21 protein-coding genes and 1 tRNA gene are annotated in these 23,338 nt (G+C 69.5%); 12 read left to right on the top strand and 10 right to left on the bottom strand.

All coding sequences use genetic code 11. The features are described 5' to 3' along the window. The first annotated feature begins 5 nt into the window (after window positions 1–5). Complete coding sequence (locus CVO96_RS04100) at window positions 6–1,292, top strand: CAP domain-containing protein (protein WP_103310629.1); 1,287 nt, start codon at window positions 6–8, stop codon at window positions 1,290–1,292. A gap of 240 nt (window positions 1,293–1,532) precedes the next feature. On the opposite strand, the gene CVO96_RS04095 is transcribed toward CVO96_RS04100, so the two are convergent. After that, window positions 1,533–2,513, bottom strand: coding sequence for an ABC transporter substrate-binding protein (locus CVO96_RS04095; protein WP_103310627.1), 981 nt, complete (start codon window positions 2,511–2,513; stop codon window positions 1,533–1,535). 201 nt (window positions 2,514–2,714) lie between these two features. Here CVO96_RS04095 and CVO96_RS04090 point away from each other — a divergent pair, with 201 nt between their 5' ends. Next, window positions 2,715–3,668, top strand: coding sequence for a hypothetical protein (locus tag CVO96_RS04090; protein ID WP_103310625.1), 954 nt, complete (start codon window positions 2,715–2,717; stop codon window positions 3,666–3,668). A 302-nt stretch (window positions 3,669–3,970) separates the two neighbouring features. Here the strand turns inward: CVO96_RS04090 and CVO96_RS04085 are convergent, their stop codons facing one another. The 4 genes from CVO96_RS04085 to plsY all read right to left on the bottom strand — a co-directional run bounded on the left by CVO96_RS04085 (window position 3,971) and on the right by plsY (window position 8,303). Then, window positions 3,971–5,785, bottom strand: a complete 1,815-nt coding sequence (locus CVO96_RS04085; protein ID WP_103310623.1) for a proline--tRNA ligase — start codon at window positions 5,783–5,785, stop codon at window positions 3,971–3,973. 265 nt (window positions 5,786–6,050) lie between these two features. Further along, on the bottom strand, window positions 6,051–7,067 hold the full coding sequence (locus CVO96_RS04080) for an aspartate-semialdehyde dehydrogenase (RefSeq protein ID WP_103313289.1): 1,017 nt from the start codon (window positions 7,065–7,067) through the stop codon (window positions 6,051–6,053). A gap of 167 nt (window positions 7,068–7,234) precedes the next feature. Next, on the bottom strand, window positions 7,235–7,534 hold the full coding sequence (locus CVO96_RS04075; RefSeq protein ID WP_103310621.1) for a hypothetical protein: 300 nt from the start codon (window positions 7,532–7,534) through the stop codon (window positions 7,235–7,237). Window positions 7,535–7,694: 160 nt separating this feature from the next. After that, a complete protein-coding gene (gene plsY, locus CVO96_RS04070; protein ID WP_103310619.1) occupies window positions 7,695–8,303 on the bottom strand; it encodes a glycerol-3-phosphate 1-O-acyltransferase PlsY in 609 nt (202 codons plus the stop codon). Between the two features lie 98 nt (window positions 8,304–8,401). On the opposite strand from plsY, the gene CVO96_RS04065 reads away from it, so the two are divergent. The 6 genes from CVO96_RS04065 to CVO96_RS04040 all read left to right on the top strand — a co-directional run bounded on the left by CVO96_RS04065 (window position 8,402) and on the right by CVO96_RS04040 (window position 13,256). Then, window positions 8,402–8,491: transfer RNA gene (locus CVO96_RS04065), tRNA-Ser, on the top strand. Window positions 8,492–8,744: 253 nt separating this feature from the next. Then, window positions 8,745–9,767 carry a phosphate ABC transporter substrate-binding protein PstS gene (gene pstS / locus CVO96_RS04060; RefSeq protein WP_103310617.1) on the top strand — a complete coding sequence of 341 codons (1,023 nt, stop codon included), beginning with the start codon at window positions 8,745–8,747 and terminating at the stop codon, window positions 9,765–9,767. 181 nt (window positions 9,768–9,948) lie between these two features. Further along, the gene (gene pstC, locus CVO96_RS04055) at window positions 9,949–10,950 is read left to right on the top strand and encodes a phosphate ABC transporter permease subunit PstC (RefSeq protein ID WP_103310615.1); all 1,002 of its coding nucleotides are present in this window, start codon (window positions 9,949–9,951) and stop codon (window positions 10,948–10,950) included. Further along, the gene (pstA, locus tag CVO96_RS04050; protein WP_103310613.1) at window positions 10,950–11,813 is read left to right on the top strand and encodes a phosphate ABC transporter permease PstA; all 864 of its coding nucleotides are present in this window, start codon (window positions 10,950–10,952) and stop codon (window positions 11,811–11,813) included. The genes pstC and pstA overlap by 1 nt, the downstream gene beginning before the upstream one ends. A gap of 109 nt (window positions 11,814–11,922) precedes the next feature. Further along, window positions 11,923–12,681: a phosphate ABC transporter ATP-binding protein PstB gene (gene pstB, locus CVO96_RS04045; RefSeq protein WP_103310611.1), complete on the top strand. Its 759-nt coding sequence runs from the start codon at window positions 11,923–11,925 to the stop codon at window positions 12,679–12,681. A 113-nt stretch (window positions 12,682–12,794) separates the two neighbouring features. Beyond that, complete coding sequence (locus CVO96_RS04040) at window positions 12,795–13,256, top strand: methyltransferase family protein (RefSeq protein WP_207795274.1); 462 nt, start codon at window positions 12,795–12,797, stop codon at window positions 13,254–13,256. Here the strand turns inward: CVO96_RS04040 and CVO96_RS04035 are convergent. Both CVO96_RS04035 and CVO96_RS04030 read right to left on the bottom strand, forming a co-directional pair. Further along, window positions 13,237–14,433: an MFS transporter gene (locus tag CVO96_RS04035; RefSeq protein WP_103310608.1), complete on the bottom strand. Its 1,197-nt coding sequence runs from the start codon at window positions 14,431–14,433 to the stop codon at window positions 13,237–13,239. The two genes, CVO96_RS04040 and CVO96_RS04035, sit on opposite strands and share 20 nt — an antisense overlap. Window positions 14,434–14,457: 24 nt before the next feature. After that, a complete protein-coding gene (locus CVO96_RS04030) occupies window positions 14,458–14,880 on the bottom strand; it encodes a cobalamin B12-binding domain-containing protein (protein WP_103310605.1) in 423 nt (140 codons plus the stop codon). Window positions 14,881–14,988: 108 nt separating this feature from the next. Here CVO96_RS04030 and CVO96_RS04025 point away from each other — a divergent pair, with 108 nt between their 5' ends. Both CVO96_RS04025 and CVO96_RS04020 read left to right on the top strand, forming a co-directional pair. After that, complete coding sequence (locus CVO96_RS04025; RefSeq protein WP_103310603.1) at window positions 14,989–15,465, top strand: META domain-containing protein; 477 nt, start codon at window positions 14,989–14,991, stop codon at window positions 15,463–15,465. Window positions 15,466–15,757: 292 nt separating this feature from the next. Beyond that, window positions 15,758–16,213 (top strand): fasciclin domain-containing protein, encoded by a 456-nt coding sequence (locus CVO96_RS04020; protein ID WP_243398155.1) that lies wholly within the window; start codon window positions 15,758–15,760, stop codon window positions 16,211–16,213. 122 nt (window positions 16,214–16,335) lie between these two features. On the opposite strand, the gene gltX is transcribed toward CVO96_RS04020, so the two are convergent. Further along, window positions 16,336–17,757, bottom strand: coding sequence for a glutamate--tRNA ligase (gene gltX / locus CVO96_RS04015; protein WP_165795198.1), 1,422 nt, complete (start codon window positions 17,755–17,757; stop codon window positions 16,336–16,338). Between the two features lie 262 nt (window positions 17,758–18,019). Between gltX and CVO96_RS04010 the strand changes: the two genes are divergently transcribed. Further along, entirely contained in the window at window positions 18,020–19,366 is a 1,347-nt protein-coding gene (locus tag CVO96_RS04010; protein ID WP_243398154.1) for a glycosyltransferase, read from the top strand. Window positions 19,367–19,528: 162 nt separating this feature from the next. Then, window positions 19,529–20,839: a glycosyltransferase gene (locus CVO96_RS04005; protein ID WP_243398153.1), complete on the top strand. Its 1,311-nt coding sequence runs from the start codon at window positions 19,529–19,531 to the stop codon at window positions 20,837–20,839. Window positions 20,840–20,855: 16 nt separating this feature from the next. Here CVO96_RS04005 and CVO96_RS04000 read toward each other — a convergent pair whose 3' ends face one another. After that, on the bottom strand, window positions 20,856–21,755 hold the full coding sequence (locus CVO96_RS04000; RefSeq protein ID WP_103310591.1) for a bifunctional 5,10-methylenetetrahydrofolate dehydrogenase/5,10-methenyltetrahydrofolate cyclohydrolase: 900 nt from the start codon (window positions 21,753–21,755) through the stop codon (window positions 20,856–20,858). After that, window positions 21,756–23,303, bottom strand: a complete 1,548-nt coding sequence (gene purH, locus CVO96_RS03995; protein ID WP_103310589.1) for a bifunctional phosphoribosylaminoimidazolecarboxamide formyltransferase/IMP cyclohydrolase — start codon at window positions 23,301–23,303, stop codon at window positions 21,756–21,758. It abuts the gene before it with no gap. Between the last annotated feature and the right edge of the window lie 35 nt (window positions 23,304–23,338).

Here is a 23,338-nt window from a genome sequence, read left to right as displayed (position 1 = left end):
GAAGGATGAAGCTCTGGACTTTGGCTGGACTGGCCCTGCTGCTGGGGGGCTGCGGGGCCGTGAAGCAGTTGGTCGAGCCGAAGCCCGAGCCTGTGCGTCTGGGCGTGGCGGCCGTGCCCGCGCAGCGCCTGGTACCGGGAGCAGCGCTGACGGTGCCGCTGAGCATCACGCGCCCGGAGGGGGTGGACGACGTGCGCGTGAGCGTGCAGAGCCCGGACGGTGACCTGCTGGCGGTCAGTCTGCAGGGCGCGGCGGGTGTCTCCATCCGCGCGGCGGCCGGGGCCCTGCCACAGGGGCTGGTGCCGGTCACGGTGACCGTGGAGGGCGGCGGCCAGACGGCCAGCACGCGGATCGGGGTGGAGATCGGGACACGCATCGCGGCAGAGTTCGCGCGCTTCAATGCGGTGCGGGCCCAGGCCGGCCTGGGCGCGGTGGCCTTCGACGAGGACGCCAGCATGAACTGCTGGCTGCACGGCCGCTACAGCGTGGTCAATGGCGTGTACGGCCACAACGAGGATGCCGCCCTGCCGATGGCGACCCCGCAGGGCCTGAGCTGCGCGGCCAACAGCAACCTGTCGTGGAGCGTGCAGCGGGCCTCGGAGCTGGCCGGAAGCACGTCGGCGACCGATACGCTGTTCAGCGTGCCCTTCCATGCGGTGGGGATGCTGCACTCGGCCCAGGCGCGGGTGGGCATCGGCTCGTTCGCGCGGCGCTCACCGGACGTGGGTGGGCCGAATGGGGGTGGGCCGAATGACGAGGGGTACGTGCAGACGGGCAGCGGGATCACGTCCATCCGGCCCGACGGTGCGGGCGCGGGGCAGCCGGTCACGTTTCCGGGGAACGGCCGGGAGACGGACATGGGGCAGTATCCGGGCGGCGAGTGGCCGAACCCGCTGACGCCCTGCGCGGGCTTCGATCCCCGCCGCACCGGCCTGCCCCTGGTGGCGTCCAGCCGCGTGCATGGCGACACGACCGCCACGGACGCGACCCTGACCCTGGAGGGGGGCGGGGCGCTGGAGGTGTGTGCCTTCGGCAGCACGCAGTACGTGAACACCACGGACAGCCCCGGCAACTACCCCGGCGGCCCCCGCAGCGCGCAGGATATCGGGCGCAGCATCCTCAGGGGCTACGGGGCGGTGTTCGTGATCCCACGCTCGCCCCTGGTCGCCGGACAGACCTATCACGTGAGCGTGACGGTCAACGGGACGCCGCTGAAGTGGTCGTTCCGCACGGCGGCCACCCTGCGCGCTCAGGCCCTAGCTCGGCCTGCCGAACGGATGTGGGTACGGTGACGCCGCCGGGGTGCGGCCGTTCACCGAACCGGGGGTCGGGCGTGGGGTGAGACAAAAGGACGTGCTGTGCGGTATGGAGGAACATCCGGTGCTGTCCTGGATGTTCCGGAATGGAGCGCAGTGCGTATCAGACCCCGAGGAGGGTCGACCGCAGACGGGGGGAGGGAGGTCAGAGTGAGACGGCGCCCGTAGGCCGTCTCACTCGCGTGTTCCGACGCCCGTCTCGACCTCCCGCCCCCCTTACTTCAGGGTCTTGCTGATGAAGCTGTTGGAGTAATAGTCCGTGGCCTTCGCGCCGGCAGGCAGTTTCTTCTGCCCCACCAGCGCGGCCACGGCCTTCGTCCAGGCGGCGGGATTCATTGCGCCCAGGCCGCTCTGCTGCGTGTAGGCGCTGGTCATCAGGGCGGTGCTGGCCTTCAGAATGTCCAGCGACCCGCCCTCGGCGCCGAAGACCGGCTGGGCCAGCTTGAAGGCGCGCGCCGGGTCGGCCACCGTGAACTTCAGGCCACGCTGCGAGGCGCGCACCACCTTGCGAACCACGTCGCCGCCCAGGCTCCGGCCGGTGGCGATCAGGCCGGCGCCGACCATCGGGTAGGGGCCGCTGAGATCCAGGCTGTAGACCTTCTTGCCGGTCGCCTTGCCCAGCAGCACGACGTCGTTGTTGATATAGCCCACGGCAGCGTCGACCCGGCCCGAGCGCACCGCGTCCTGCTGCGTGAAGCCGATGGTGGCCAGCTTCACGTCCTGGCCCTCCCTCAGCTTTGCGTCGTCCAGCAGCGCCTGGATGGCGTTGTAGGAACTGCCGAAGGGGCCGGGAATCCCGACCGTCTTGCCCCTGAGGTCGGCGGGCGAGTTCAGGGGGCTCAGGCTGAACACGGTCACGGGGCTCTTCTGGTACATCGCCATGACGTAGCGGACGTCGGCGCCCTGGTTTTTCGCGAAGATCGCGTCCTCGGGATCACCGACCACGTAGTCGAGCTTGCCCTGCAGCAGCAGCGGCATCAGCTCGTTGATGAAGCCGTGCTGGAACTTCACGTTCAGGCCCTCGGCCTTGAAATACCCCAGCCGGTCGGCCACGTAGAAGGGCGTGAACTGCACGTTGGGAAAGTACCCCAGGCCGATGGTGACGGTACGGGTGGGTGCACTGGTCTGTGCTCCGGTCTGGGCCCCGGCACTGCCCAGGGCGAGCAGGCTCAGCGTGGCGAGGGTCGCGCGTCTCATGCCGGGAAGTATAGGGTCGTCAGGTGACGCCCCCATGATCCCTGTCCACGGGTACAGCGCACCGGGGCGGCTCCGGGATGAGGCCGCGTTATGGGGTCGTTCACGTCCCGGAGGCGGGGGTCGGGGGTGGTAGACTCCAGGGCACGTCTGCGGCCCGAGACCCACCAGAGGCCGGTTCCGCAGAGCAAAGGAGCAGACCAGATGACCGAGAACCAGGAACCGCGCCAGGGTGAGCAGACCCCCGAAGAACTGCGCGAGATCATTCCCCAGCTTCAGGGCGAGCCCGACGAGGACGCCGTGCTGGATGAACAGGAGGCCCAGCAGGAAGCGGGCCTGAGCGCCGAGGGCGCCGTGAGCGGTGAGCAGGGCGAGGACGAGGACGGCGAGGACGAGTTCATCGACGCCGATGATCTGCTGGGCCTGCTGGCCGAACTGAAGGACATGCTCGAAACCCAGAGCAAGGAAATCCGTGGCCTGCGCCGCGAGATGCGCGAACTGCGCGAGAGCCAGGCCCAGACTGGCCTGCGCCCCGGCGGCCCGAGCGAGCGGCCCAGCGGCGACCGCCCCAGCAGTGACCGTCCCGGTGGACAGGGCGGGTTCCGTCCCCGCGAAGACCGTGGCGGTTACCAGGGCGGCGGCGACCGTGGTGGTTCCGGCGGCGGCGGGTTCCGTCCCCGTGAAGACCGTGGTGGCTACCAGGGCGGCGGCGACCGTGGCGGTTCCAGTGGCGGCGGGTTCCGTCCCCGTGAAGATCGTGGTGGGTATCAGGGCGGCGGCGACCGTGGTGGTTCCAGCGGTGGCGGGTTCCGGCCGCGCGAAGACCGCGGTGGCTACCAGGGCGGCGGCGACCGTGGTGGTTCCAGTGGTGGCGGGTTCCGTCCCCGTGAAGATCGTGGTGGGTATCAGGGCGGCGGCGACCGTGGTGGTTCCAGCGGTGGCGGGTTCCGGCCGCGCGAAGACCGTGGTGGCTACCAGGGCGGCGGGTTCCGCCCGCGCGAAGACCGTCCCCGTGAAGACCGTGGCGGTGCCCCCGACCGCGAGTTCCGCCCCCGCGATACGGCGGTCCCCCGCGAGGCCGACGCCGGCGCTGCGGATCGCCCGCGTGCCCGTACGGATCGTGGCTGGAGCAACACCCCCCGCCGCGACGACGAGTAAAGATAAAACTGTAGCTTGACCTCCCTGCTTCGGCCCGGCGTTGGATCTTCCAGCGCCGGGCCGAAGTTTAGAGCATTTGTCCGAATTACAGCATCAGACAAAGGGCGTCTGATGCTTCCATTCTCTGCTTCGCAGCTTTGCAAGCCCCAAATACTCCGTCAAATTCACTCACTCCGTTCGGTCAAAAGAGAACAGCTTATTTGACAAATGCTGTAGGTCGAAGTCTTCGGCCGGCTCACGGAGCTCGGGTCGGCTCCAGCGTCGGTCGGTGCCGGCACCCAAGGTCAACCCCCAGCGTCAGCTCAGCCGCGTTGCCAGTCCAGCCGCGCGGCCAGCCAGTCCGGCACCTCCTCTGGCGCCAGCCGGTGCTCCTCGCCGCTGCGCCTGACCCTGATCTCGACCTGCCCCTCCTTCAGCGCCCGGCCCAGCGTGACCCGGTAGGGAATGCCCCACAGGTCGGCGTCGGCGAACTTGATCCCGGCCCGCTCCGGCCGGTCGTCCAGCAGCACGTCCAGACCGGCGGCCCGCAGCATGCGGTACAGGGCCTCGGCGGCGTCCACCTGTGCGGCATCGCCTCCATCCACCACCGTCAGGAGGACGTGGTAGGGCGCGATCACGTCCGGCCAGCTCAGGCCCCGGTCGTCGGCCAGCTGTTCCGCCACGGCCTGCACGAGCCGGCTGACGCCGATGCCGTAGCAGCCCATCTGCAGTGGGTGGGCCGCGCCGTCCGCGCCGACGCCCGTATTGACGCCCGTGTCGACGAAGGTGGCGTTCATGGCGGCCGTGTAGCGCGTGCCCAGCTGAAACACGTGCCCGACCTCGATCCCGCGGGCCGAGCGCAGGGGTTGCCGCGGGTCGTGTACGCTCGCCTCGCCCGGCTGAGCCTGCCGGAGATCCGCGACCTCCGGCAGCGCGTAGTCGGCGCCCCAGTTCGCGCCGCTGACGTGGATGTCCGGCTCGTTCCCGCCGGTGGCGAAGTCGCGCAGATCCGCCCCGGCCAGGTCGCATAGCCGCAGGAAGGCCGGCTGCAGGCCCTCCCGGCGCGCGATCACCGTGTCCGGCAGATCGGGGGCCAGAAAGCCCAGGGGCAGGGGAGAGGCGGCCCACTGCCCGGTCTGCGCCACCTCCAGACTCAGCAGGGTGCCCTCTTCCCGCTCCTGCACGGCGTTCCAGAGCTTGACCGGATTGACCGTATGGTTGCCCCGCAGGCTGACCAGCACCGGCACCCGGCGCCGCTCGCCGTCAGCGGTCAGGAAGGCCGCGTCGTACAGGACGTTCTTGAGCATGTGGGCGGCCTCGCAGCCCAGCGCCGCGCAGGCCGAGGCGACGGTCACGGTGCCGGGGGTGTGGTGCCGGGCGAAGCCCTGGAACGGACTGGGCGGAGCTTCCGCAGCCCGCGACACCGCCCGCTCGGCATTCGCCGCGTAGAGGCCGTCGTCGGTGTACAGCACCTCGTCCTCGCCCACCTCCGAGAGCACCGTGAATTCACGGCTGGCGCTGCCGCCGATGGAGCCGCTGTCGGCGTCCACCGCCCGCCACTGCAGGCCCAGGCGGGTCAGGATGCGGGCATAGGCGCCCGCCATGTCCTCAAAGTGTGTGGCCAGTTCCCCTGGGGTGGCGTGGAAGGAGTAGCCGTCCTTCATGGTGAATTCGCACGTTCGCAGCAGACCGGAGCGGGGCCGCAGCTCGTCGCGGAACTTGCGTCCGATCTGGAACAGGCTGACCGGCAGGTCGCGCCGGCTCCGCACGAGTTCCCGAACTGTGGCCACCGCCACCTCCTCGTGGGTGGGGCCCAGCGCCAGCGCCCGCCCGGTCCGGTCGCGCAGGCTGAACATGATGCCCCCCGGCTGCGTGTAGCCGTCCCAGCGCCCCGACTCCTGCCAGAGCGCTCCCGGCTGCAGCACCGGGAAACTGACCTCCTGCGCCACGCGAGGGAGTTCCTCACGGATCAGCGCCTCCAGCTTCGCCTGCGTGCGCTGCATCAGCGGCAGGTTCGTGTACAGCCCACTGCCCAGTTTATGAACGTACCCGGCGCGCAGCAACATGGTGATGCCGCGCGTCTCGGCGCCCGTGGGCGCTTCCCGCCAGGTGCGGAAGAGTCCCTGTGATACCCGCATCTCGACCTCGATTGGAGTGTAAAAACGTCAAGCCGGCGCGTGTAAACCGCGCATGGTCTGTCTTGGCGGAGTTACACCCCAAAGGGTGGCGGGAGCACGGGCAGGCCCGCACCCACACGCAGGGTGTGGGGGGCTGTCTGCTCGCTCATGGGGGGGAGAGTACAGGGGTGGGGGGCTGGGGTCAAGGGAGGGGGCCAACCCCAGGTCGGAAGGCGACCCCGCGCCTGCGGAATTCTGCGCGGCCGCCCCTCCAGACCGCTATGGTTCAGACCCGCTGCCGCTCTTTCAGCGCGCCCTTCTCCTGCAGGTATTCCGCGATCTGCACGGCGTTCAGTGCGGCGCCCTTGAGGAGCTGATCGCCCGACACGAACAGGTCGATCCCGCCGTCGAAGACCAGCGACTCGCGGATGCGGCCGACCTCCACGTCGTACTTGCCGGAGGCGGTCAGGGGCATCGGGTAGAGCCCCGCGGCGGGATCGTCGCGCACCTCCACGCCGGCCGAGCGGGCGAGCAGCTCGCGGATCTGCGCCGGGGTGGCGGGCCGCTCCAGCTCCAGCGTGATGGCCTCCGAATGGGTGCGCAGGGTGGGAATCCGCACGGCGGTGCAGCTCACCCGGATGGAGCTGTCGCCGATGATCTTGTGGGTCTCCCAGACCACCTTCATCTCTTCTTTGGTGTAGCCGTTGTCCTGGAAGGCGTCGATGTGCGGGATGACGTTGAAGGGGATCGGGTGGGCGAAGACCTCGTGGGTCGCCTGCCCGCCCTCCAGCTGCACGCGCGTCTGCTCCAACAGCTCGTCCATGCCCTTCTGGCCGGCGCCGGAGGTGGCCTGGTAGGTGCTGACGATCATGCGCTTGACGCCGTACTCGCGGTGGATGGGCGCCACGGCGACCACAGCGATGGCGGTCGTGCAGTTCGGGTTGGCGATGATGCCCCGGTGGCTCAGCGCGGCCTCGCCGTTCACCTCGGGCACGACCAGCGGCACCTGGGCGTCGTAGCGGAAGGCGCTGGAGTTGTCGATCACCACGCCGCCGCCCTCGATCCACCTGTGGGCGAGCGCCTTGCTCACGCTGCCGCCCGCGCTCGCCAGGATCACGTCGGCGTCGATGGGCCCCTCCGGGGTGACCTGCACGGTGAGTTCCTGGCCCCCAAAGGTCAGTCTGCTTCCGGCGCTGCGCGGCGAGGCGTACAGCAGCAGCTCGTCGAACTTCAGGCGGCTCTCCAGCACCTGCATGAGTTCGTGTCCTACAGCTCCGGTGGCTCCGACGATGGCTACGCGCATGATCACTCCTTCCACGAAAAAACCGCCGCGCATGTCCTGCGGGCGGCTGTCCTCACGACACCGCCCCTAGGGAGTGATGGTGGTCGCGCGGGCGTTCATGCGTGTCAGGGTAGACGCTGGCGGGGGCGTGGTCAAGGCGGCTGCCTATGCCGCGTTCGTGGAGGGCGCTACTTGCGCTTTCGCATGAAGCTGAGCCAGCCGGCGCGCTCGGGGTTCCGTGCCGGGGCGAAGTCCTCCAGCTTGATCTCGGCCTCCGGGTGCGGCGCGGCCTCCCAGCCCAGTGCAGTGGCGACCAGGCCGCCGTAGCGCCCGGCGGCGTAGCGGGCGTGCTCCTGCTCGGCCTCCTCGCTCAGCGCCCGCGGGTCGGCCAGTGCCTGCAACATGGCCTGCAGGCTCTCGTCCTCGCAGATCCAGCGGCCCTCACTGAACACGGCTTCCTGGCCATAAATACGAATCCTGGCGGGCATGGATGACTCCGGGGCTGAACGGATCGGGAACGGGAACGGGACTGGGCGATGATGAAACGGCGTCGGGCCGCCGCACAGGGTTGATGACGGTCAGGTTGTGGTGCCCGCACAGGATAACGCGCCGGAACCACCGGAAGGCGAAACTGCTCCAGGGGCCGGCTCAGTTCACCTGTTCATCCACCCGCTCGCCCAGCCGCCGCTCGGTGCCGGCCTGCAGCTTGCGGACATTCTCACGGTGCTGGACGATCAGCAGGGCCGCCAGCACGATCACCACGGCGCTGAGCCACCACGGCCGGTTCAGCACCAGCACCATCAGCCCGGCGCCCACCGCCCCGAGGATGCTGCCCGCGCTGACGAAACGGGTCAGCCACATGGTGGCGATACCCAGCACGAACACGCTGGCCCCCACCAGCGGATCGAGCGCCGCGATGGTGCCGAAGCTGGTCGCCACGCCCTTGCCGCCCCGGAATCGCAGGAAGGGGCTGAAATTATGCCCGAGCACGGCCGCCAGCCCACACAGCCCGTCCCAGCCCGGCTCCAGCCCCAGGGTGCGCGCCAGCCACACCGCCAGCCCGCCCTTCAGGATGTCGAAGAGGGCCACGGTCAGCGCCGGGCCCTTGCCCAGCGAGCGCAGCACGTTGGTGGCGCCGCTGTTGCCGCTGCCCACCTTGCGGATGTCCACACCGCGCCCACGGGCCACCCAGGCGGCCGCCGGAATGGCCCCCAGCAGATACGAGGCGAGCAGGGCGAGCACGGTCAGGAGGATCACGCCCGGATTCTAGGGCAGTTCCGCGGACTGTCCCCTGACACGCCCCCCTGGCCGCGGGTTTGATTTTCCTCCCCCCCCTTGCTAATCTGCTCAGCGCTGGAACGGTGTCCGAGTGGTTGAAGGAGCACGCCTGGAAAGTGTGTAACGGGGCAACCTGTTCGAGAGTTCGAATCTCTCCCGTTCCGCCAAGCGATATCGGAACCGTTGACGACGGTCAGATGAATGAACGCCCCCGCCCTCGCCGGCGGGGGTTTCATGTGCCCGGTGTGAGCTGACCCTGAAGCGGAGCTGACGAATGCGCCCGAATCCAGCGGACGGAGGGGTATGTGGGGCCTCAGGCCCCGCCCCCGGCTCGGGAAGCCGGGCTGGGAGGCCACGGCCCTGACATCGCCATGACAGGCCTTGACCGCCCGCTGACAAACCTTCGGCAGGCTATGACGTATGAAGAAGACCTTCCTCCTGGGCCTGGCCCTTGTCGTAACCTCCGCCTCCGCGCAGAGCCTGACCGGCGCGGGCGCCAGCTTCCCCTTCCCGCTGTACTCCAAGATGTTCGCCGAGTACAAGAAGGAAAGCGGCGTCGATGTGAACTACCAGTCGGTCGGCAGCGGCGCCGGCCAGAAGCAGATCACCGAGCGCACCGTGGACTTCGCCGGCTCCGACAACCCCATGAGCGACGAGTCGATGAAGGCTGCGCCCGCCGCGCTGGTGCATATCCCCACCGCCATCGGCGCCGTGGTGCCCGCCTACAACCTGCCCGGCGTGACTGAGCCCCTGAAGTTCACCGGCAAGGTGCTCGCCGACATCTACCTGGGTAAGATCAAGACCTGGAACGACAAGGCCATCGCCGCCCTGAACCCCGGCGTGACCATCCCCCCGCTGCCCATCACGGTGGCCCGCCGCTCCGACGGCTCGGGCACGACCTTCGTGTTCGCGGACTACCTGTCCAAGGTCAGCACCGAGTGGAAGAGCAAGGTCGGCGTGGGCAACTCGCTGCAGTGGCCGGTCGGCACCGGCGCCCGGGGCAACGACGGCGTGGCCGGTGTGGTCAAGAGCACGCCCGGCGCGATCGGGTACGTGGAACTGGTGTACGCCAAGCAGAACAAGCTGCCCTTCGGCTCCGTGCAGAACCGCGCCGGCAAGTTCGTGCTGGCCGACAACGGCCCCGCTGCCCAGGCGGCCAGGGGCGTCGTGATTCCCGCCGACACCCGCGTTTCGCTGACCAACTCGGCCAACGCCGACGCCTACCCGATTGCCAGCTTCACCTACCTGATCTTCTACAAGGAGCAGAAGTACGGCAACCGCACGGCGGCCCAGGCGGCGGCCCTGAAGAAGATGCTGACCTGGATGGTCACCACGGGCCAGCAGTTCAACGAGCCCCTGGACTACGCCAAACTCCCCGACAACGTGTCCAGCAAGGCCAAAGCGCTGATCAACTCGCTGACCTTCGACGGCAAGAAGATCTGACCTGAACTGGATCTCTGTGGGGCGGCCTTCCATGTGGAGGCCGCCTGTTTGCTGTGTAAGAGGACTGGAGCGCTGGAGGCGGCGCAGCGCGGCGATCCGCGGGCGCCGGACACCGGGCTGACTTCCCCCTGACGAATCCAGAGTGAACTGTGCGCCAGATGCCTGCCGAGGTCATGACCCCATGAGTGAACCTGCCAAACCCGCCCCGCGCCGTGGCCTGTCCAGCCGCAGCGACCGCACCTTCGAGGTGGTGATCCTGGCGCTCGCCTCGGTGATCGTGCTGGTGTTCCTGACCAGCATCTGGCAGCTCGCCAAGGAGTCGTGGCCCGCCCTGCAGCAGTTCGGCTGGCGCTTTTTCACCGAGCGGACGTGGAATCCGGTGAACAACTCCTTCGGCGCGGTGTCGATGATCACGGGCACGCTGGTGACCAGTCTGGCGGCGCTGGTGATCAGCGTGCCCCTGGCGATCGCCAGCGCACTGTTCGTCGCTGAGTACGCCCCGAAGTGGCTGGCAAACCCGGTCGGCTACCTGATCGAGCTGCTGGCCGCCGTGCCCAGCGTGGTGTACGGCCTGTGGGCGCTGTTCGTGATCGCGCCCATCCTGAGCCGCTGGGAGCAGGGCTTCTTCGCCCAGCCCGACAAGGTGGCGACCTACACGGCCTGCAAGAACCTCTGGGATCAGGGACAGACCACGCTGCAGTGCTTCTTCGTGCCCAGTACCTTCGACGGGCGCGGGCTGGCGCTGGCGATCATCATCCTGACCGTGATGATCCTGCCCTACACCGCCTCGGTGGCCCGCGACGTGATCCGGCTGGTGCCCGCCGACCAGCGCGAGGCGATGTATGCGCTGGGAGCCACCAAATGGGAAGTCATCTCGCGCGCCATCCTGCCCTACGCCCGCGCCGGCATCATGGGCGGCGTGATCCTGGCGCTGGGCCGCGCGCTGGGTGAGACCCTGGCCGTGGCGATGGTGATCGGGGATTCCCAGGAACTCCTCAAGAGCCTGTTCGGCGGCGCCAGCACCATGGCGTCCGTCATCGCCAACCAGTTCGGCGACGCGCAGGAACGGCTGCACCGCTCCTCGGTCGTCACGCTGGGCCTGAGCCTGTTCTTCCTGAGCGTGGCCGTGAACTACGTGGCCCGGCTGATCATCGCCCGCCTGACGCCCAAGGGCATCCTGTGATGAGCGCCGCCACCCCTGCACGCGCCAACGCGCCCACGCGGCTCAGTCCGGCCCGCCGCGCCCAGAACCTGATCATGGGGGCGCTGATCCTGGTGGCGACCCTGGTCGTGGTGGCGCCGCTGGTGCTGATCTTCATCTACCTGCTGCGCGAGGGCCTGGGCGCCATGAACGCCGACTTCTTCACCAAGGTGCCGGCCCCAGAGGGCGAGACTGGCGGCGGGCTGCTCAACGCCATCACCGGCTCGGTGCAGATGCTGCTGATGGCCTCGGTGATCGGCGTGCTGGTGGGGGTCTCGGGCGGCATCTTCCTCTCGGAGTACCCGCGCCACCCGCTGATGCCCAGTATCAGGATGCTCAGCGACGTGCTGGCCGGCATTCCGGCCATCGTCATGGGCCTGGTCGCCTACGGCCTGATCGTGCTGCAGTTCGGCTTCTCGGGCTTCGCGGGCGCGCTGGCACTGGGCTTCCTGATGATTCCCATCGTGGTGCGAACCAGCGAGGAAGTGCTCAAACTGGTACCCCAGACGGTGCGCGAGGCCGGGCTGGCGCTGGGGCTGCCCAAATGGCTGGTCACGCTGCGGATCGTGCTGCCGGCGGCGGCCGGGGGCATCATCACCGGGATCATGCTGGCGCTGGCGCGGGTGGCGGGCGAGGCCGCGCCGCTGCTGTTCACCGCCTTCGGCAACCCGAACGTGAACCTCGACCCCGGTAAGCCCATGAGCGCCCTGCCCCTGGAAATCTACCGGGGCGCCACCAGCGCCTACGACGAGAACCAGCGGCTGGCGAAGGCCGGCGCCCTGCTGCTGATCAGCCTGATCTTCGTGACCAGCCTGCTGGCCCGCCGCTTCAGCCGCCGCAGATAGGGGACTGGGGCTCTGAGCTGTGGGCTCTGAGCCACCACCAGTCCCTGTGTTGCTCATAGCCCATAGCTCAAAGCTCTCAGCTGCACCGCATCCAAGGAGACGCCCTTCCATGACCCCCCTGCTCAGCGCGCAAGACGTGAACATCTACTACAGCGCCAACCACGCCGTGAAAAACGTGAATCTGGACGTGCAGCGCGGCACCGTGAACGCCCTGATCGGCCCGTCCGGCTGCGGCAAGACCACCTTCCTGCGCGCCATCAACCGCATGCACGACCTGACCCCCGGCGCCCGCGTGACCGGAAAGATCCTGCTGGACGGCCAGGATATCTACGACCCCGGCGTCGATCCGGTGAGCATGCGCCGCCGGGTGGGCATGGTCTTCCAGAAGCCCAATCCCTTTCCCACCATGAGCGTCTTCGAGAACGTGGTCTCGGGCCTGAAGCTGGCGGGCGTCCGCAACCGCGACCAGCTCATGGAGGTCGCCGAGCGCAGCCTCAAGGGCGCCGCTCTCTGGGACGAGGTCAAAGACCGCCTCAAGGCGCCGGCCACCGGCCTGTCCGGCGGGCAGCAGCAGCGGCTGTGTATCGCCCGCGCGCTGGCCGTGGAGCCCGAGATCCTGCTGATGGACGAGCCCACCAGTGCCCTCGACCCCGCCAGCACCGCCCGTATCGAGGATCTGATGCAGGGGCTTAAGCAGATCGCCACCATCGTGATCGTGACCCACAACATGCATCAGGCGGCGCGCGTGAGCGACACCACCTCCTTTTTCCTGGTGGGCGACTTGGTCGAGCACGGCGTCACCGACCAGATCTTCACCTCCCCGCGCGACGAGCGCACCGAGGCGTACATCAGCGGCCGCTTCGGCTGAGCAGGCAGGCTGAGCAGGCAGGATGTGGACGAGGAGCCTCCGGCGACAGCGCCCGGAGGTTTTTTCGTTCCCACACAGACCGTCCAATACCCAGCGGCGCGTACACTCCAGGCATGCGCAGTCCAGGGCAAGACCGTGCAGTGTCGGCTTTCATGGCGCGGGGCGGCGCGTTCGTGGTCGGGCAGGTTCTACTGCTCTTTCTGATCGGCCTGAGCGGGGCGAGGTCGGGCCGGCGAGGTTCAGTGCTCGGGCTGGCGCTGATGCTCGCCGGAGGGGCGCTGGGCCTGCGCGGGGGCCGCAACCTGACGCCGTTGCCGGAGCCCCTGCCAGGCGGGCACCTGGTCACGGGCGGGGCCTACAGCGTCGTGCGACACCCCATCTATGCAGCGCTGCTGCTCGCCGCCGTGGGCTGGGGTGTCTACCGGGGGAGCGGTGTGGCGCTGGGCTGGACGGCCGCGCTGGGCGTGCTGTTCCACTTCAAGGCCGACCACGAGGAAGCGGCGCTGCTGGGGCGGTTTCCCGAGTACGCCGCCTACCGCGCCCGCGTGAGGCGCTTTATCCCCGGGCTGTACTGACCGGCGCGGCCGGGCGCACCCGCCACGCGCTGAACAGCGGCAGCAGCGCCCAGAGGGCGCACAGGGCCGCCAGAGTGGTGAAGCCGGCGCGGGCGATGATCACCCCGCCCAGCAGCGTGCCCAGGCCCGAGGCCACGTAGCCCAGGCCGTCCGTGACGCCCTGCACGGCCGGAAAGCGGGTCAGGGCCTTGGAGCCCGCCACGAAGGCCAGGTTCCAGCCCAGGCCCAGCAGGAACATGCTCACGCCCAGCCAGACGGTGCCCGGCAGCGCGGCCGTGAGGGCCGCCGACAGCAGCAGCGCCGCGCCGCCCACGTAGCCCAGGCGCAGGCCGAAGCGGTCGATCAGCGGCCCGGTCAGCCAGCCGAAGCCGAACATGCCCAGGATGTGCCCCGAGATCAGCGCTGCCACCCCCGCGTGCTCCACGCCCATGTGGTGGGCCCGCAGCGGCGTGAGGCTCATCAGCGTGACCATTACGCCCTGCGCGGTCGCCAGGGCCAGGGCGGTGGAGCGCACCCCCGGAATGGCGAAGGCGGCCCGCATGGAGAGCCGCGCCGTCTTCGCTCCCAGCGCCGGCGCCTGAAGGGGCCGCCACGCCAGCATCAGCCCGGCCGCCACGCCCAGCAGGCTGCCGCCGACCAGCCAGCCGGCGACCTCGGCGGTGGTGCCCAGCAGGCCGCCCAGCCCCTCGATGGGCCGCGAGAAGCCGGTAACCAAGAACGAGCCCAGCACGCTCATCAGCATCAGGGCGCCCAGGGCGGTGCCGCGCCGGGCTTCGGGCACGCTCTCGGCGGCGGCGTAGCGGGCCTGCTGGTAGCCGCCCTGGGCGCCGCCCATCATGGCCGCGCCCAGCAGGAACAGTCCCATCAGGCCGGCGCGGGCGCCGAGGAAGCCCACGGCCGCGCCCAGCGCTCCCAGCGTGAAGGCCAGCCCCAGCCCCAGCCGTCGCCCCGAGCGCAGCATCAGCGCGCCGAAGGCCCCGGCGGAGAGCGCCGCCGAGGCCTGGATCAGCGTGCTGGGTAGCCCGGCCAGGCTCTCGCTGCCCAGCCCCGACATGATCAGGCTGGAGAGCACCGTGCTGACCGTGGTCGCGCCGGTCGCCAGGGCCTGCGCCAGATACAGCGGAAAGAGCCGCCCCAGATCCAGCCGGGCGGCCGGGGCGGAGGTGGCCTCACTCATGGGTCATCAGGGACGGCAGACGGCTCACGCCTCGCCCTGGGCCTGCCAGCGCTGCCTCGCGGCGTCCCGCAGGTAGGCGGCGGCGTCCTGGGTGCTGGCGCCCGGCGTGAAGACCTTGCCCACGCCCAGCTCCTCCAATTTCGGCAGGTCCTGATCCGGGATGATCCCGCCGCCGAACACGATGATGTCCTCGGCGCCGCGTTCTTTCAGCAGCGCCATGACCTCGCGGAAATAGTGCATGTGGGCGCCCGAGAGCACGCTCAGGCCGATGGCGTCCACGTCTTCTTGCACAGCGGCGTTCACGATCATCTCGGCGGTCTGGCGCAGCCCCGTGTAGATCACTTCCATGCCCGCGTCGCGCAGGGCGCGGGCCACGACCTTGGCGCCCCGGTCGTGGCCGTCCATGCCCGGTTTGGCGATCAAGACCCGAATTCGGCGGTCGTCCATCAGTGAGGCCCTCCTAACGAGCGTTCGGCTGCATTCTACGCGCCGCGTGGGGGCGGGTACACCCTCGGCCCGGACCGCTGGCGTGCCCGAAGTGGCGCACTATGGGTCATGCTGCCGCTGCTCGCCCTGCTGGCCCTGACCTTCGGAGGTGGGCCGGGAGCCGCCGGCCCCGGAGGAGCCGCCATGACACCGCCTGCCCTGGCCCTGGGCGACACCATCTGGACACTGACCTCGCTGTCGCTGGGTGGCGTGTCCATCGCGCCGGGACGGCGGCTGACCCGGCCCAGCCTCCGGCTCTCCGGCCCCAGTCTGACCGGCCCCTCCCTGACCGGCACCACCGGCTGCAGCCCCCTGAAGGCCAGCGTGCGCGTGCGGGGGCAGAGCATCGTGATCCGGGGGATCGACGCCGGCTCCAGCGACCGCTGCCCGGATCACGCGCTGAGCCTGCGGGAGGACTTCACGTTCCTGCTCGGTTCGGCCACCCGCTACGAACTCCAGGGCGAGACCCTGACGATCTCCGGCCCGGCTGGATTCCTGAAGTTCATCCGTGGGGCAGGCGATCCTCCTGCGCGGCCCGAGCGCTGAACCCCGGTCGTTCCCCGCTTTGGGCCAGGTCAAAATCGCGCGATCCTCTTAATGCCAGACAGCAGAAACAGTGCTGATGTCGGGTGCGGTCTAATGGCCGCGTCGGCGGGATGGTATGAGAGCCCACACGTCCTCAACCCTGCCTCTGCTTACACTATCGGCGTCGAAGTGATGATTTGTGTGCCTGTTTCCTGACTCTCCGATGCGGAGTTCAGGGAAGCCTTCGGCTATTCGCTGTTTTGGAGGAGTAAACATGAAAAGCACGTTTTTAATCGTAGGCCCAGCCCTTCTGATGACCGTGACCTCCTGTAGCTCCATGATGGACACCACCCCGACCATCGCAGGGGTCGTCGCGGCGGATGCCAACTTCAGCACGCTGAAGGCGGCGCTGGCGGCCGCTGGCCTCACCGAGACCCTGAACGGCACCGGGCCGTACACCGTGTTCGCCCCGACCAACGCGGCCTTCGCCAAACTGCCTGCGGCCACACTCGAATCCCTGCTCAAACCCGAGAACAAGGCGCAGCTCTCGGCGATCCTGCTGTACCACGTGGTTCCCGGCAAGGTGCTCGCCGCCGATGTGGTCAAGCTCACCAGCGCGAAAACCGTGAACGGCGCGAACGTCACCATCGCGGTCAGTGGGGGAACGGTCACGCTGAACGGCAACTCGACCGTCACGAAGACGGATGTGCCCGCCAGCAACGGGGTCATCCACGTGATCGACACGGTGCTGCTGCCTCCCGCGCCGTAACCCCAGCCCGGATGAACGCGACCGCCGATCCTGTAGGGTCGGCGGCGTTCTCATGGGCAGTCGATCGGCGCAGGGCGCTGGGGTCGGGATCAGCCTCGCTCTCTGGCCAGGGGCGAGCGCTCCTACTTCCGGGCCCGCTCGATCCTGCTCACGACCCGCTCCCGGCCCAGGGTGGCCAGCAGGTCGGGCAGATCAGGGCTTTCCAGCGTGCCCGCCACGGCCGCGCGCACCGGGGGCATCACCTTGCCCAGTTTCAGGCCCTGTTCCTCGGCGTAGGCGTGGAAGGCAGCCTTGATGCTGGGGGCGTCGAACTCCGGCAGGTTCTTGAGACGCGCCGCCAGTTCGGGCAGCAGTTCCTGGGCCGCGTCGATGGCTCCCTGGGCCTTCTCGGTGACCGGGTAGTTCTCCGACCAGAAATAGGGCGTCTTGTCCATGAATTCGCTGAACACCTCGATACGCGGCGTCATCAGGCGGGTCACGGCGCGGAAGTAGGCGTCGTCAGGCAGGTCGACCTTGTGCCCGGAGAGGTAGGCGTGCAGGCGGCGGGCGACCTCGGCCTCGCCGAGCACCTCGCGCAGGTACTTGCCGTTGTACCAGCGCAGCTTCTCCAGGCTGAAGACCGGGCCCCCCAGCGTCACGTCCTGCAGCCGGAAGACCCGCGCGAACTCGTCCAGATCGAAGATCTCCAGGCCGTCCGGGTGCGTCCAGCCCATGGTCGCCAGGAAGTTCAGCATGGCCTCGGGCAGGAAGCCCTGCTCCATGTACCACTCGACACTGGTCGGGTTCTTGCGCTTGCTGATCTTGGACTTGTCGGCGTTCCGCAGCAGCGGCATGTGCGCCCAGACGGGCTCGGGCCAGCCGAAGGCGCGGTAGAGCAGCACATGGATCGGCGTGGAGGTGATCCATTCCTCGGCGCGCACCACATGGGTGACCTCCATCAGGCGGTCGTCGACCACGTTCGCCAGGTGGTAGGTGGGGAAGCCGTCGGCCTTGAGCAGCACCTTGTCGTCGATCTCGCGGTTCTGGAAATGAATCGGGTCGCGCAGCACGTCGTTCACGACCGTCTCGCCGTCATGCGGCACCTTCAGGCGGATCACGGCGGCCTCGCCCGCATCGACCCGGCGCTGCGCCTGGGCCGGCTCCAGCTCCCGGCTGGGCACCGCGATGACGTGCCCGCCGGCCTGCGCCGCCTCCCGCAGGGCGCTCAGTTCCTCCGGCGTCTCGAAGGCGTAGTAGGCGTGGCCGGACTCGACCAGTTGCCGGGCGTACTGGCCGTACAGGTCAAATCTCTCGCTCTGGCGGTAGGGGCCGCCTGGGCCGCCCTGCAGCGGCGATTCGTCGGGACTCAGGCCCAGCCACTGCATCATCTGGAAGATGCGCGTTTCACTGTCGGCCACATAGCGGCCCCGATCCGTGTCCTCGATGCGCAGGATGAAGCGGCCGCCACCCTGGCGGGCCAGGGTGAAGTTGAACAGGCCGATGTACGCGGTGCCCACGTGGGGGTCGCCGGTGGGGCTGGGCGCGATGCGGGTCACGAGACTCATGGGGCACAGCATACGGGGCGAGGTGCGGCGCGGTTGGCCCGGCGCAGACGTCACGCCCACCCCCCACAGCACTCCCCCAATTCGTTCAGCATGAAGCGGTCGGCTCGGGTATAAAGACCAGGGGAGACGGGACACCGCTCCACTTCAGTCCCGCTTGTCTCCAGACCCAGACCAGCCTGACCCCAGGCCGTCTGTCCCTGGCCAACCACATGACCTGTCCGGCATAGTACCGAGATTGCGCAGCCGGAGCCGGCCTGCCGGGGTGAACTTGACGAATGTGCTGACCGTGCTCGACGTACTTGGACTGCTGCTCTTCGCCGCGTACGTGCTTCAACAAGTGCTGAGTGCCACCCGGCCGCGCCCAAAGGCTCCACAGGCGGGCAGCGGGGTGGACATCGTGTTCCTGATTCCGGCGCTGAACGAGGAGCAGGTCATCGGGGCGACTGTTCAGAACCTGCGCGCCACCGTGCCGCAGGCGCGCGTGGTGGTCGTCGACGACGCCAGCGACGACTGGACGACCTCGATCGTGCGGGACTTTGCCGCCCGCGACCCACTGGTCACGCTGCTGCGCCGCGAGTTTCCCCAGGCGCGCGAGAACAAGGGCAAGGCGCTGAACTGGGCCGTCGGCACCCTGCTCGCCAGCCCTGATCTCCGGGGGCGCGACCTGTCACAGACCGTCTTCGTGGTCATGGACGCCGACGGCCGGATCGGCACGGATTTTGCGCCACAGGTGCGCGGCGCCTTCGCCGATCCACGGGTCATGGCCGCGCAGGGCTGGATGCGCTTTCGCCAGACCGGCGCCCCGGCGGGTGCCCGGGGCGCGGCCGGCCGCATGCTGCTGTTCCAGCAGGATCTCGAGGCCTTCATCACCGGCCACATCCAGCGCTACCGCCTGCTGGGCGGCACGGCCTCGCTGACCGGCAACGGCCAGTGCATGCGCGCCAGCTACCTCGCCGATCAGCTCAGGCGCGGTGTGGAGCCCTGGCCCGACGTGCTGCTGGAGGATTTCGCCAGCGCGGTCGAGGTGAGGTTGCACGATCCCTCCCACCGCGTCGCCTTCCTGAGTGCCCAGGTGCAGCAGCAGGGGCTGGTCGACCTGGGGCAGTTCATCCGGCAGCGGGCACGCTGGACACAGGGCACCATGCAGTGCCTGGGCTACCTGCCGCGGCTGTGGCAGCGCCCCATGCACGGGCTGACCCGGCTGGACTTCAGCTACTTCATCCTGGCGCCCTGGCTCAACCTGATCCTGATCCTGAGCATCGGCAGCCAGCTCCTGCGCCGCCTGACGGGCTGGGACGGCCTGGCGCTGCCCGGCTGGGCGGGACTGGGGCTGACCCTGCTGCCGCTGACCCTGCAACTGAACTGGGCGCTGCGCTACCGCGCCGAGCGTGGGCTGCCGTGGTCGGCCGTGCCCTACACCCTGGTCAGCCTGCCGATCTACTCGGCGGCGCTGCTGCTGAACATGCCGCTGGCCTATATCCGGCATTTCAGCGGTCAGCGGGGCTGGTACAAGAGTGAACGCCACGACGAACTGACGCACGACCACGTTCCGGCTGAGCCGCACAGGCGCGAGGCCCACCCGGCCGAAGCGCAGTTCAGTTCAGACTGAGCCACGGCCGAGCCCGGCAAGGCGGGTGCCTGGAGGCGCGATGGCGGCAGGCGCCGCCGCTCTCATCCTGAAACCGTTACCCTGGAGAGCACAGTTCCCAGCACTCGCCCGGGCCGCTTCGCCTGACCAGCAGGGTCGGTGCCGGGCCCCTCGGGGTGAGCCTTGACGAACGCACTCACAGTCTTGTTGACCCTGCTCGACCTTGCCGGACTGGTCATGCTGGGCCTGTATTTCCTGCAGATGCTTCTGTCGGCGCTACTGCCCACGCCCCGGCGCCAGCTGCGGCCGGACGATACCCTGCACTTCACCTTCCTGATCCCGGCGCTGAACGAGGAGCGGGTGATAGGGGCGACGGTGCTGACCCTGCGCGAACTGGCCCCCGAGGCGCGCGTGGCGGTCATCGACGACGCCAGCGACGACGCCACCGCCGCCATCATGACCCGGCTGGCGGTGCAGGACGCCCGGGTGAGCCTGCTGAGCCGCACGGCCCCGCAGGCCCGCGAGGGCAAGGGCCAGGCCCTGAACTGGGCCGTGCAGCAGCTCCTGACGCCCCTGCAGGCGGCGGGGGCCGACCTGAGCCGCGAGATCTTCGTGGTCGTGGACGCCGACGGCCGGATCACGCCGGGCCTGCTCGCGGAGGCGCGCGCCGCGCTGGCCGACGGCCACGTGGTGGGCGCGCAGGCCCGCGTGCGGATCCGACCCAGCGTGACCCGCCTGAGCCCCCGCACCCTGGTCGGCCGCATGCTGGAGCAGCAGCAGGATCTGGAGTTCTTCATCATCCGCCACGTGCAGCGGCTGCGGGAGCGCTGGCATTCGGTGGGCCTGTTCGGCAACGGGCAGTTCATGCGGGCCTCGTATCTGGCGTCCCAGCTCGCCCGCGGCGTGCCGGCCTGGCCCGACTGCCTCTCGGAGGATTTCGCCAGCGGCCTGGAGATGCGCCTGGCCCGCCCGGAGAACCGCATGGCCTTTCTGGAGAGCGCCGTGACCCAGCAGGGCCTGCCGGATCTGCGCCTGTTCTCGCGCCAGCGCGCCCGCTGGACGCAGGGCACCATGCAGTGCCTGCCCTACCTGCCGCGCCTGTGGGCCTCCCGGGTGCCCTGGCTGGCCCGGCTCGACCTGACCTATTTCATCCTCAGCCCGTGGATGAACGCCGTGATCGTGCTCTCGCTGCTGACCCAGCCCCTGCGCTGGCTGATGGGCACGCAGGGGCTGGTGCTGGACGCCACGGTCAGCGCGGTCATCACGGCACTGAACATCGGCCTGCAGCTGCAGTGGGTGGCCCGCTACCAGCGTGAGAACGGCCTCTCGCCCGCGCGCGTGCTGTTCACACTGGCCAGCCTGCCGGTCTACGGCTTCGCGCTGTTCCTGAGCCTGCCCATGGCCTACAGGCACCACTTCACAGGTCGGCGCACCTGGGACAAGAGCACCCGCCACGCCGAGCCCGGCGAGTCCCTGCCCACGACCGGCGACTGAGCGGCCCACCCCTGGCCTACTCCACCCGCTCCCCGCGCTGGAGCTTCACGGCCCGCACGAGGTTCTGGTACATCAGCGCGCTGGTCAGCGGCCCCACGCCGCCGGGCACGGGCGACTGGGCACGTACCGGCAGATCGGGCAGCGCGTCCCCGACCACCCCGCCCCCCTCCCGCACGTTGATGCCGGCGTCAATCACGACGTGGTGGGGCTGCACGTGTTCCGCCCTGAGCAGCCCCGCCCGCCCCACCGCGATCACCACGCCGTCCACACCCGCCAGCACCCCGCCCAGATCGCGGGTGTGCTCGTTGCACAGCGTGACCGTCACGCCCCGGTTGTTCAGCATGAAGGTCAGCGGGCGGCCCACCGTGCGGCCCGGCCCGATCACCGCCACCCGCAGGCCGCGCAGGTCGTCGCCCAGTACCGAGCGCAACAAAAAGCGCACTGAGCGAGGCGTGGGCGGCAGCAGCGCCTCGCTCTCGCGGCCCGCCGCGATCAGGGCCAGGTTGCCAGGGGTCAGGCCCTCGATGTCCTTGCGGTGCGCCACGTGCAGCAGCGCTTCCTCGGCGTCCAGACCGGGGGCCAGCGGCAGTTCCAGCATGATCCCGTGTACGGCGGCGTCCTGCGAGAGCTCGTCCAGCACGCCCTGCAACTCGTCCTGGGTGGCCCCCGCGCCCAGATCGCGCACGCTGAAGCTCAGGCCCAGCTTGCGGGCGCGGCGGGCCTTGGCGTCCACGTACACGGCCGAGGCCGGGTCGCTGGACGCCAGCACGCTGACCAGATGCGGCTGGAAGGGCGGATCAGCCTGCGCCCACTCGGCCAGCGCAGCGCGCACGCCCGCCATGACGTCCTCGGCCAGCCCCTTACCGCTCAGGGCCTGCGGTTCCGCCCTCTGCCCTCCGCCCTCTGCCCTCTGCATTCAGTGCCTGAAGTGCCGCGAGCCGGTGAAGACCATGCTCAGGCCCAGCTCGTTGCAGGCGGCCACGACCTCGGGGTCGCGCTTGGCGCCGCCCGGCTGCAGGATGGCGTTTACGCCCACCGAGGCCGCGAGCCGCACCACGTCGTCGAAGGGGAAAAAGGCTTCGGAGGCCAGCACGGCGCCCTGGGCCCGCTCGCCCGCGTTCTCCACGGCCCGCTCGGCCGCCCAGATGCGGCTGACCGCTCCGGCGCCCAGGCCCACGCTCACGCCGCCGCGTGCCAGCACGACCGCGTTCGAGCGCGCGTGCTTCACGGTGGCCCAGGCGAAGCGCAGATCGAGCCATTCCTGCTCGGTGGGCTGGCGGGTCGTGACCACCTCCGGGCAGAGGTCGTCCCAGGGGCGCGCGTCTTTCTCCTGCACCGCGAAGCCGCCGGTCAGCGGGCGCACGTCCAGCACGCTCACGTCCTGGCTGGGGCCGGCGATCAGCACGCGCAGGTCAGGCTTTTTGGCCGCGAACCACTCGACCGCGTCCGGGGTGACGTCCGGGGCGATCAGCACTTCCAGGAAGGTGCCGCGCATGGCCTGGGCCGCCGCCAGATCCACCGGCCGGTTGACCGCCACCACGCCGCCGAACACCGACAGCGTATCGGCGTCTCTGGCCCGTTCCCAGGCGGTCTTCACATCACCGGCCAGGGCCACGCCACAGGGGTTGGCGTGCTTGACGGCCACGCACACCGCCGCGTGTTCCGGCAGCGCCGCCTCCTGCACGTTCAATTCCTGGCACAGCGCCCAGGCGGCGTCGGCATCCGCGTAGTTGTTGAAGCTCATGGGCTTGCCCGCCACCACCCGCGCGTCGATCACCGGCCCGCGTGCCCCGCCCAGCCGGTAGACCGCGCCGGGCTGGTGCGGGTTCTCGCCGTAGCGCACGGCGGCCACGCGGCTCAGCTTCAGGCTCAGGGTGTCTGGCAGCGCGGTGGGCAGCACGTCGGACGCGCCCTCCAGGTAGGCCGTGATCGCCGCGTCGTACTCGGAGGTGTGGCGGTAGGCCTTGGCCGCCAGTCGCTGGCGGTCGGCCCCCGAGACCTCGTCCTGCAGCGCCAGCGCGTAGTCGGCCGGGTCGACCAGCACCAGCACGCCCGCGTGGTTCTTGGCCGCGCTGCGGATCATGGCCGGGCCGCCGATGTCGATGTTCTCGACCACCTCATCAAACGGTGCGCCGCGTGCCACGGTCTCGCGGAAGGGGTAGAGGTTCACGCACACGAGGTCAATAGTGCTCAGGCCCTGGGCACTCAGCTCGGCCAGGTGATCCTCCTCCCGCCGCGCCAGGATGCCGCCGTGGATGGCGGGATGCAGCGTCTTCACGCGGCCACCTAACATCTCGGGGAAGCCGGTCACGTCGCTCACCTGCCGCGCCGCGATGCCTGCCCCGGTCAGGGCGGCGAAGGTGCCCCCGGTGCTCAGAATCTCCCAGCCGCGCTCGGCGAGCTGCCGCGCGAAGTCCACCACGCCGGTCTTGTCGCTCACCGAGATCAGTGCCCGTCTTGCCATGGCCGTCCTCCCTGAAGTCCACGAACACCCTCACC

Source organism: Deinococcus koreensis (assembly GCF_002901445.1).
In the GTDB taxonomy this organism is placed as follows: Bacteria; Deinococcota; Deinococci; order Deinococcales; family Deinococcaceae; genus Deinococcus; species Deinococcus koreensis.
This window is presented reverse-complemented; position numbering and strand designations above follow the sequence as displayed.

Excerpts from the sequence above, each read along its gene's own strand:
- CVO96_RS04085 (WP_103310623.1), bottom strand. The coding sequence starts at position 5,785 with ATGCGGGTATCACAGGGACTCTTCCGCACCTGGCGGGAAGCGCCCACG.
- pstB (WP_103310611.1), top strand. The coding sequence starts at position 11,923 with ATGACCCCCCTGCTCAGCGCGCAAGACGTGAACATCTACTACAGCGCC.
- CVO96_RS04090 (WP_103310625.1), top strand. The coding sequence starts at position 2,715 with ATGACCGAGAACCAGGAACCGCGCCAGGGTGAGCAGACCCCCGAAGAA.
- CVO96_RS04000 (WP_103310591.1), bottom strand. The coding sequence starts at position 21,755 with ATGCAGAGGGCAGAGGGCGGAGGGCAGAGGGCGGAACCGCAGGCCCTG.
- gltX (WP_165795198.1), bottom strand. The coding sequence starts at position 17,757 with ATGAGTCTCGTGACCCGCATCGCGCCCAGCCCCACCGGCGACCCCCAC.
- CVO96_RS04035 (WP_103310608.1), bottom strand. The coding sequence starts at position 14,433 with ATGAGTGAGGCCACCTCCGCCCCGGCCGCCCGGCTGGATCTGGGGCGG.
- CVO96_RS04025 (WP_103310603.1), top strand. The coding sequence starts at position 14,989 with ATGCTGCCGCTGCTCGCCCTGCTGGCCCTGACCTTCGGAGGTGGGCCG.
- pstA (WP_103310613.1), top strand. The coding sequence starts at position 10,950 with ATGAGCGCCGCCACCCCTGCACGCGCCAACGCGCCCACGCGGCTCAGT.
- CVO96_RS04020 (WP_243398155.1), top strand. The coding sequence starts at position 15,758 with ATGACCGTGACCTCCTGTAGCTCCATGATGGACACCACCCCGACCATC.
- CVO96_RS04075 (WP_103310621.1), bottom strand. The coding sequence starts at position 7,534 with ATGCCCGCCAGGATTCGTATTTATGGCCAGGAAGCCGTGTTCAGTGAG.
- pstS (WP_103310617.1), top strand. The coding sequence starts at position 8,745 with ATGAAGAAGACCTTCCTCCTGGGCCTGGCCCTTGTCGTAACCTCCGCC.
- CVO96_RS04030 (WP_103310605.1), bottom strand. The coding sequence starts at position 14,880 with ATGGACGACCGCCGAATTCGGGTCTTGATCGCCAAACCGGGCATGGAC.
- CVO96_RS04040 (WP_207795274.1), top strand. The coding sequence starts at position 12,795 with ATGCGCAGTCCAGGGCAAGACCGTGCAGTGTCGGCTTTCATGGCGCGG.
- CVO96_RS04095 (WP_103310627.1), bottom strand. The coding sequence starts at position 2,513 with ATGAGACGCGCGACCCTCGCCACGCTGAGCCTGCTCGCCCTGGGCAGT.
- CVO96_RS04080 (WP_103313289.1), bottom strand. The coding sequence starts at position 7,067 with ATGCGCGTAGCCATCGTCGGAGCCACCGGAGCTGTAGGACACGAACTC.
- pstC (WP_103310615.1), top strand. The coding sequence starts at position 9,949 with ATGAGTGAACCTGCCAAACCCGCCCCGCGCCGTGGCCTGTCCAGCCGC.
- purH (WP_103310589.1), bottom strand. The coding sequence starts at position 23,303 with ATGGCAAGACGGGCACTGATCTCGGTGAGCGACAAGACCGGCGTGGTG.
- CVO96_RS04100 (WP_103310629.1), top strand. The coding sequence starts at position 6 with ATGAAGCTCTGGACTTTGGCTGGACTGGCCCTGCTGCTGGGGGGCTGC.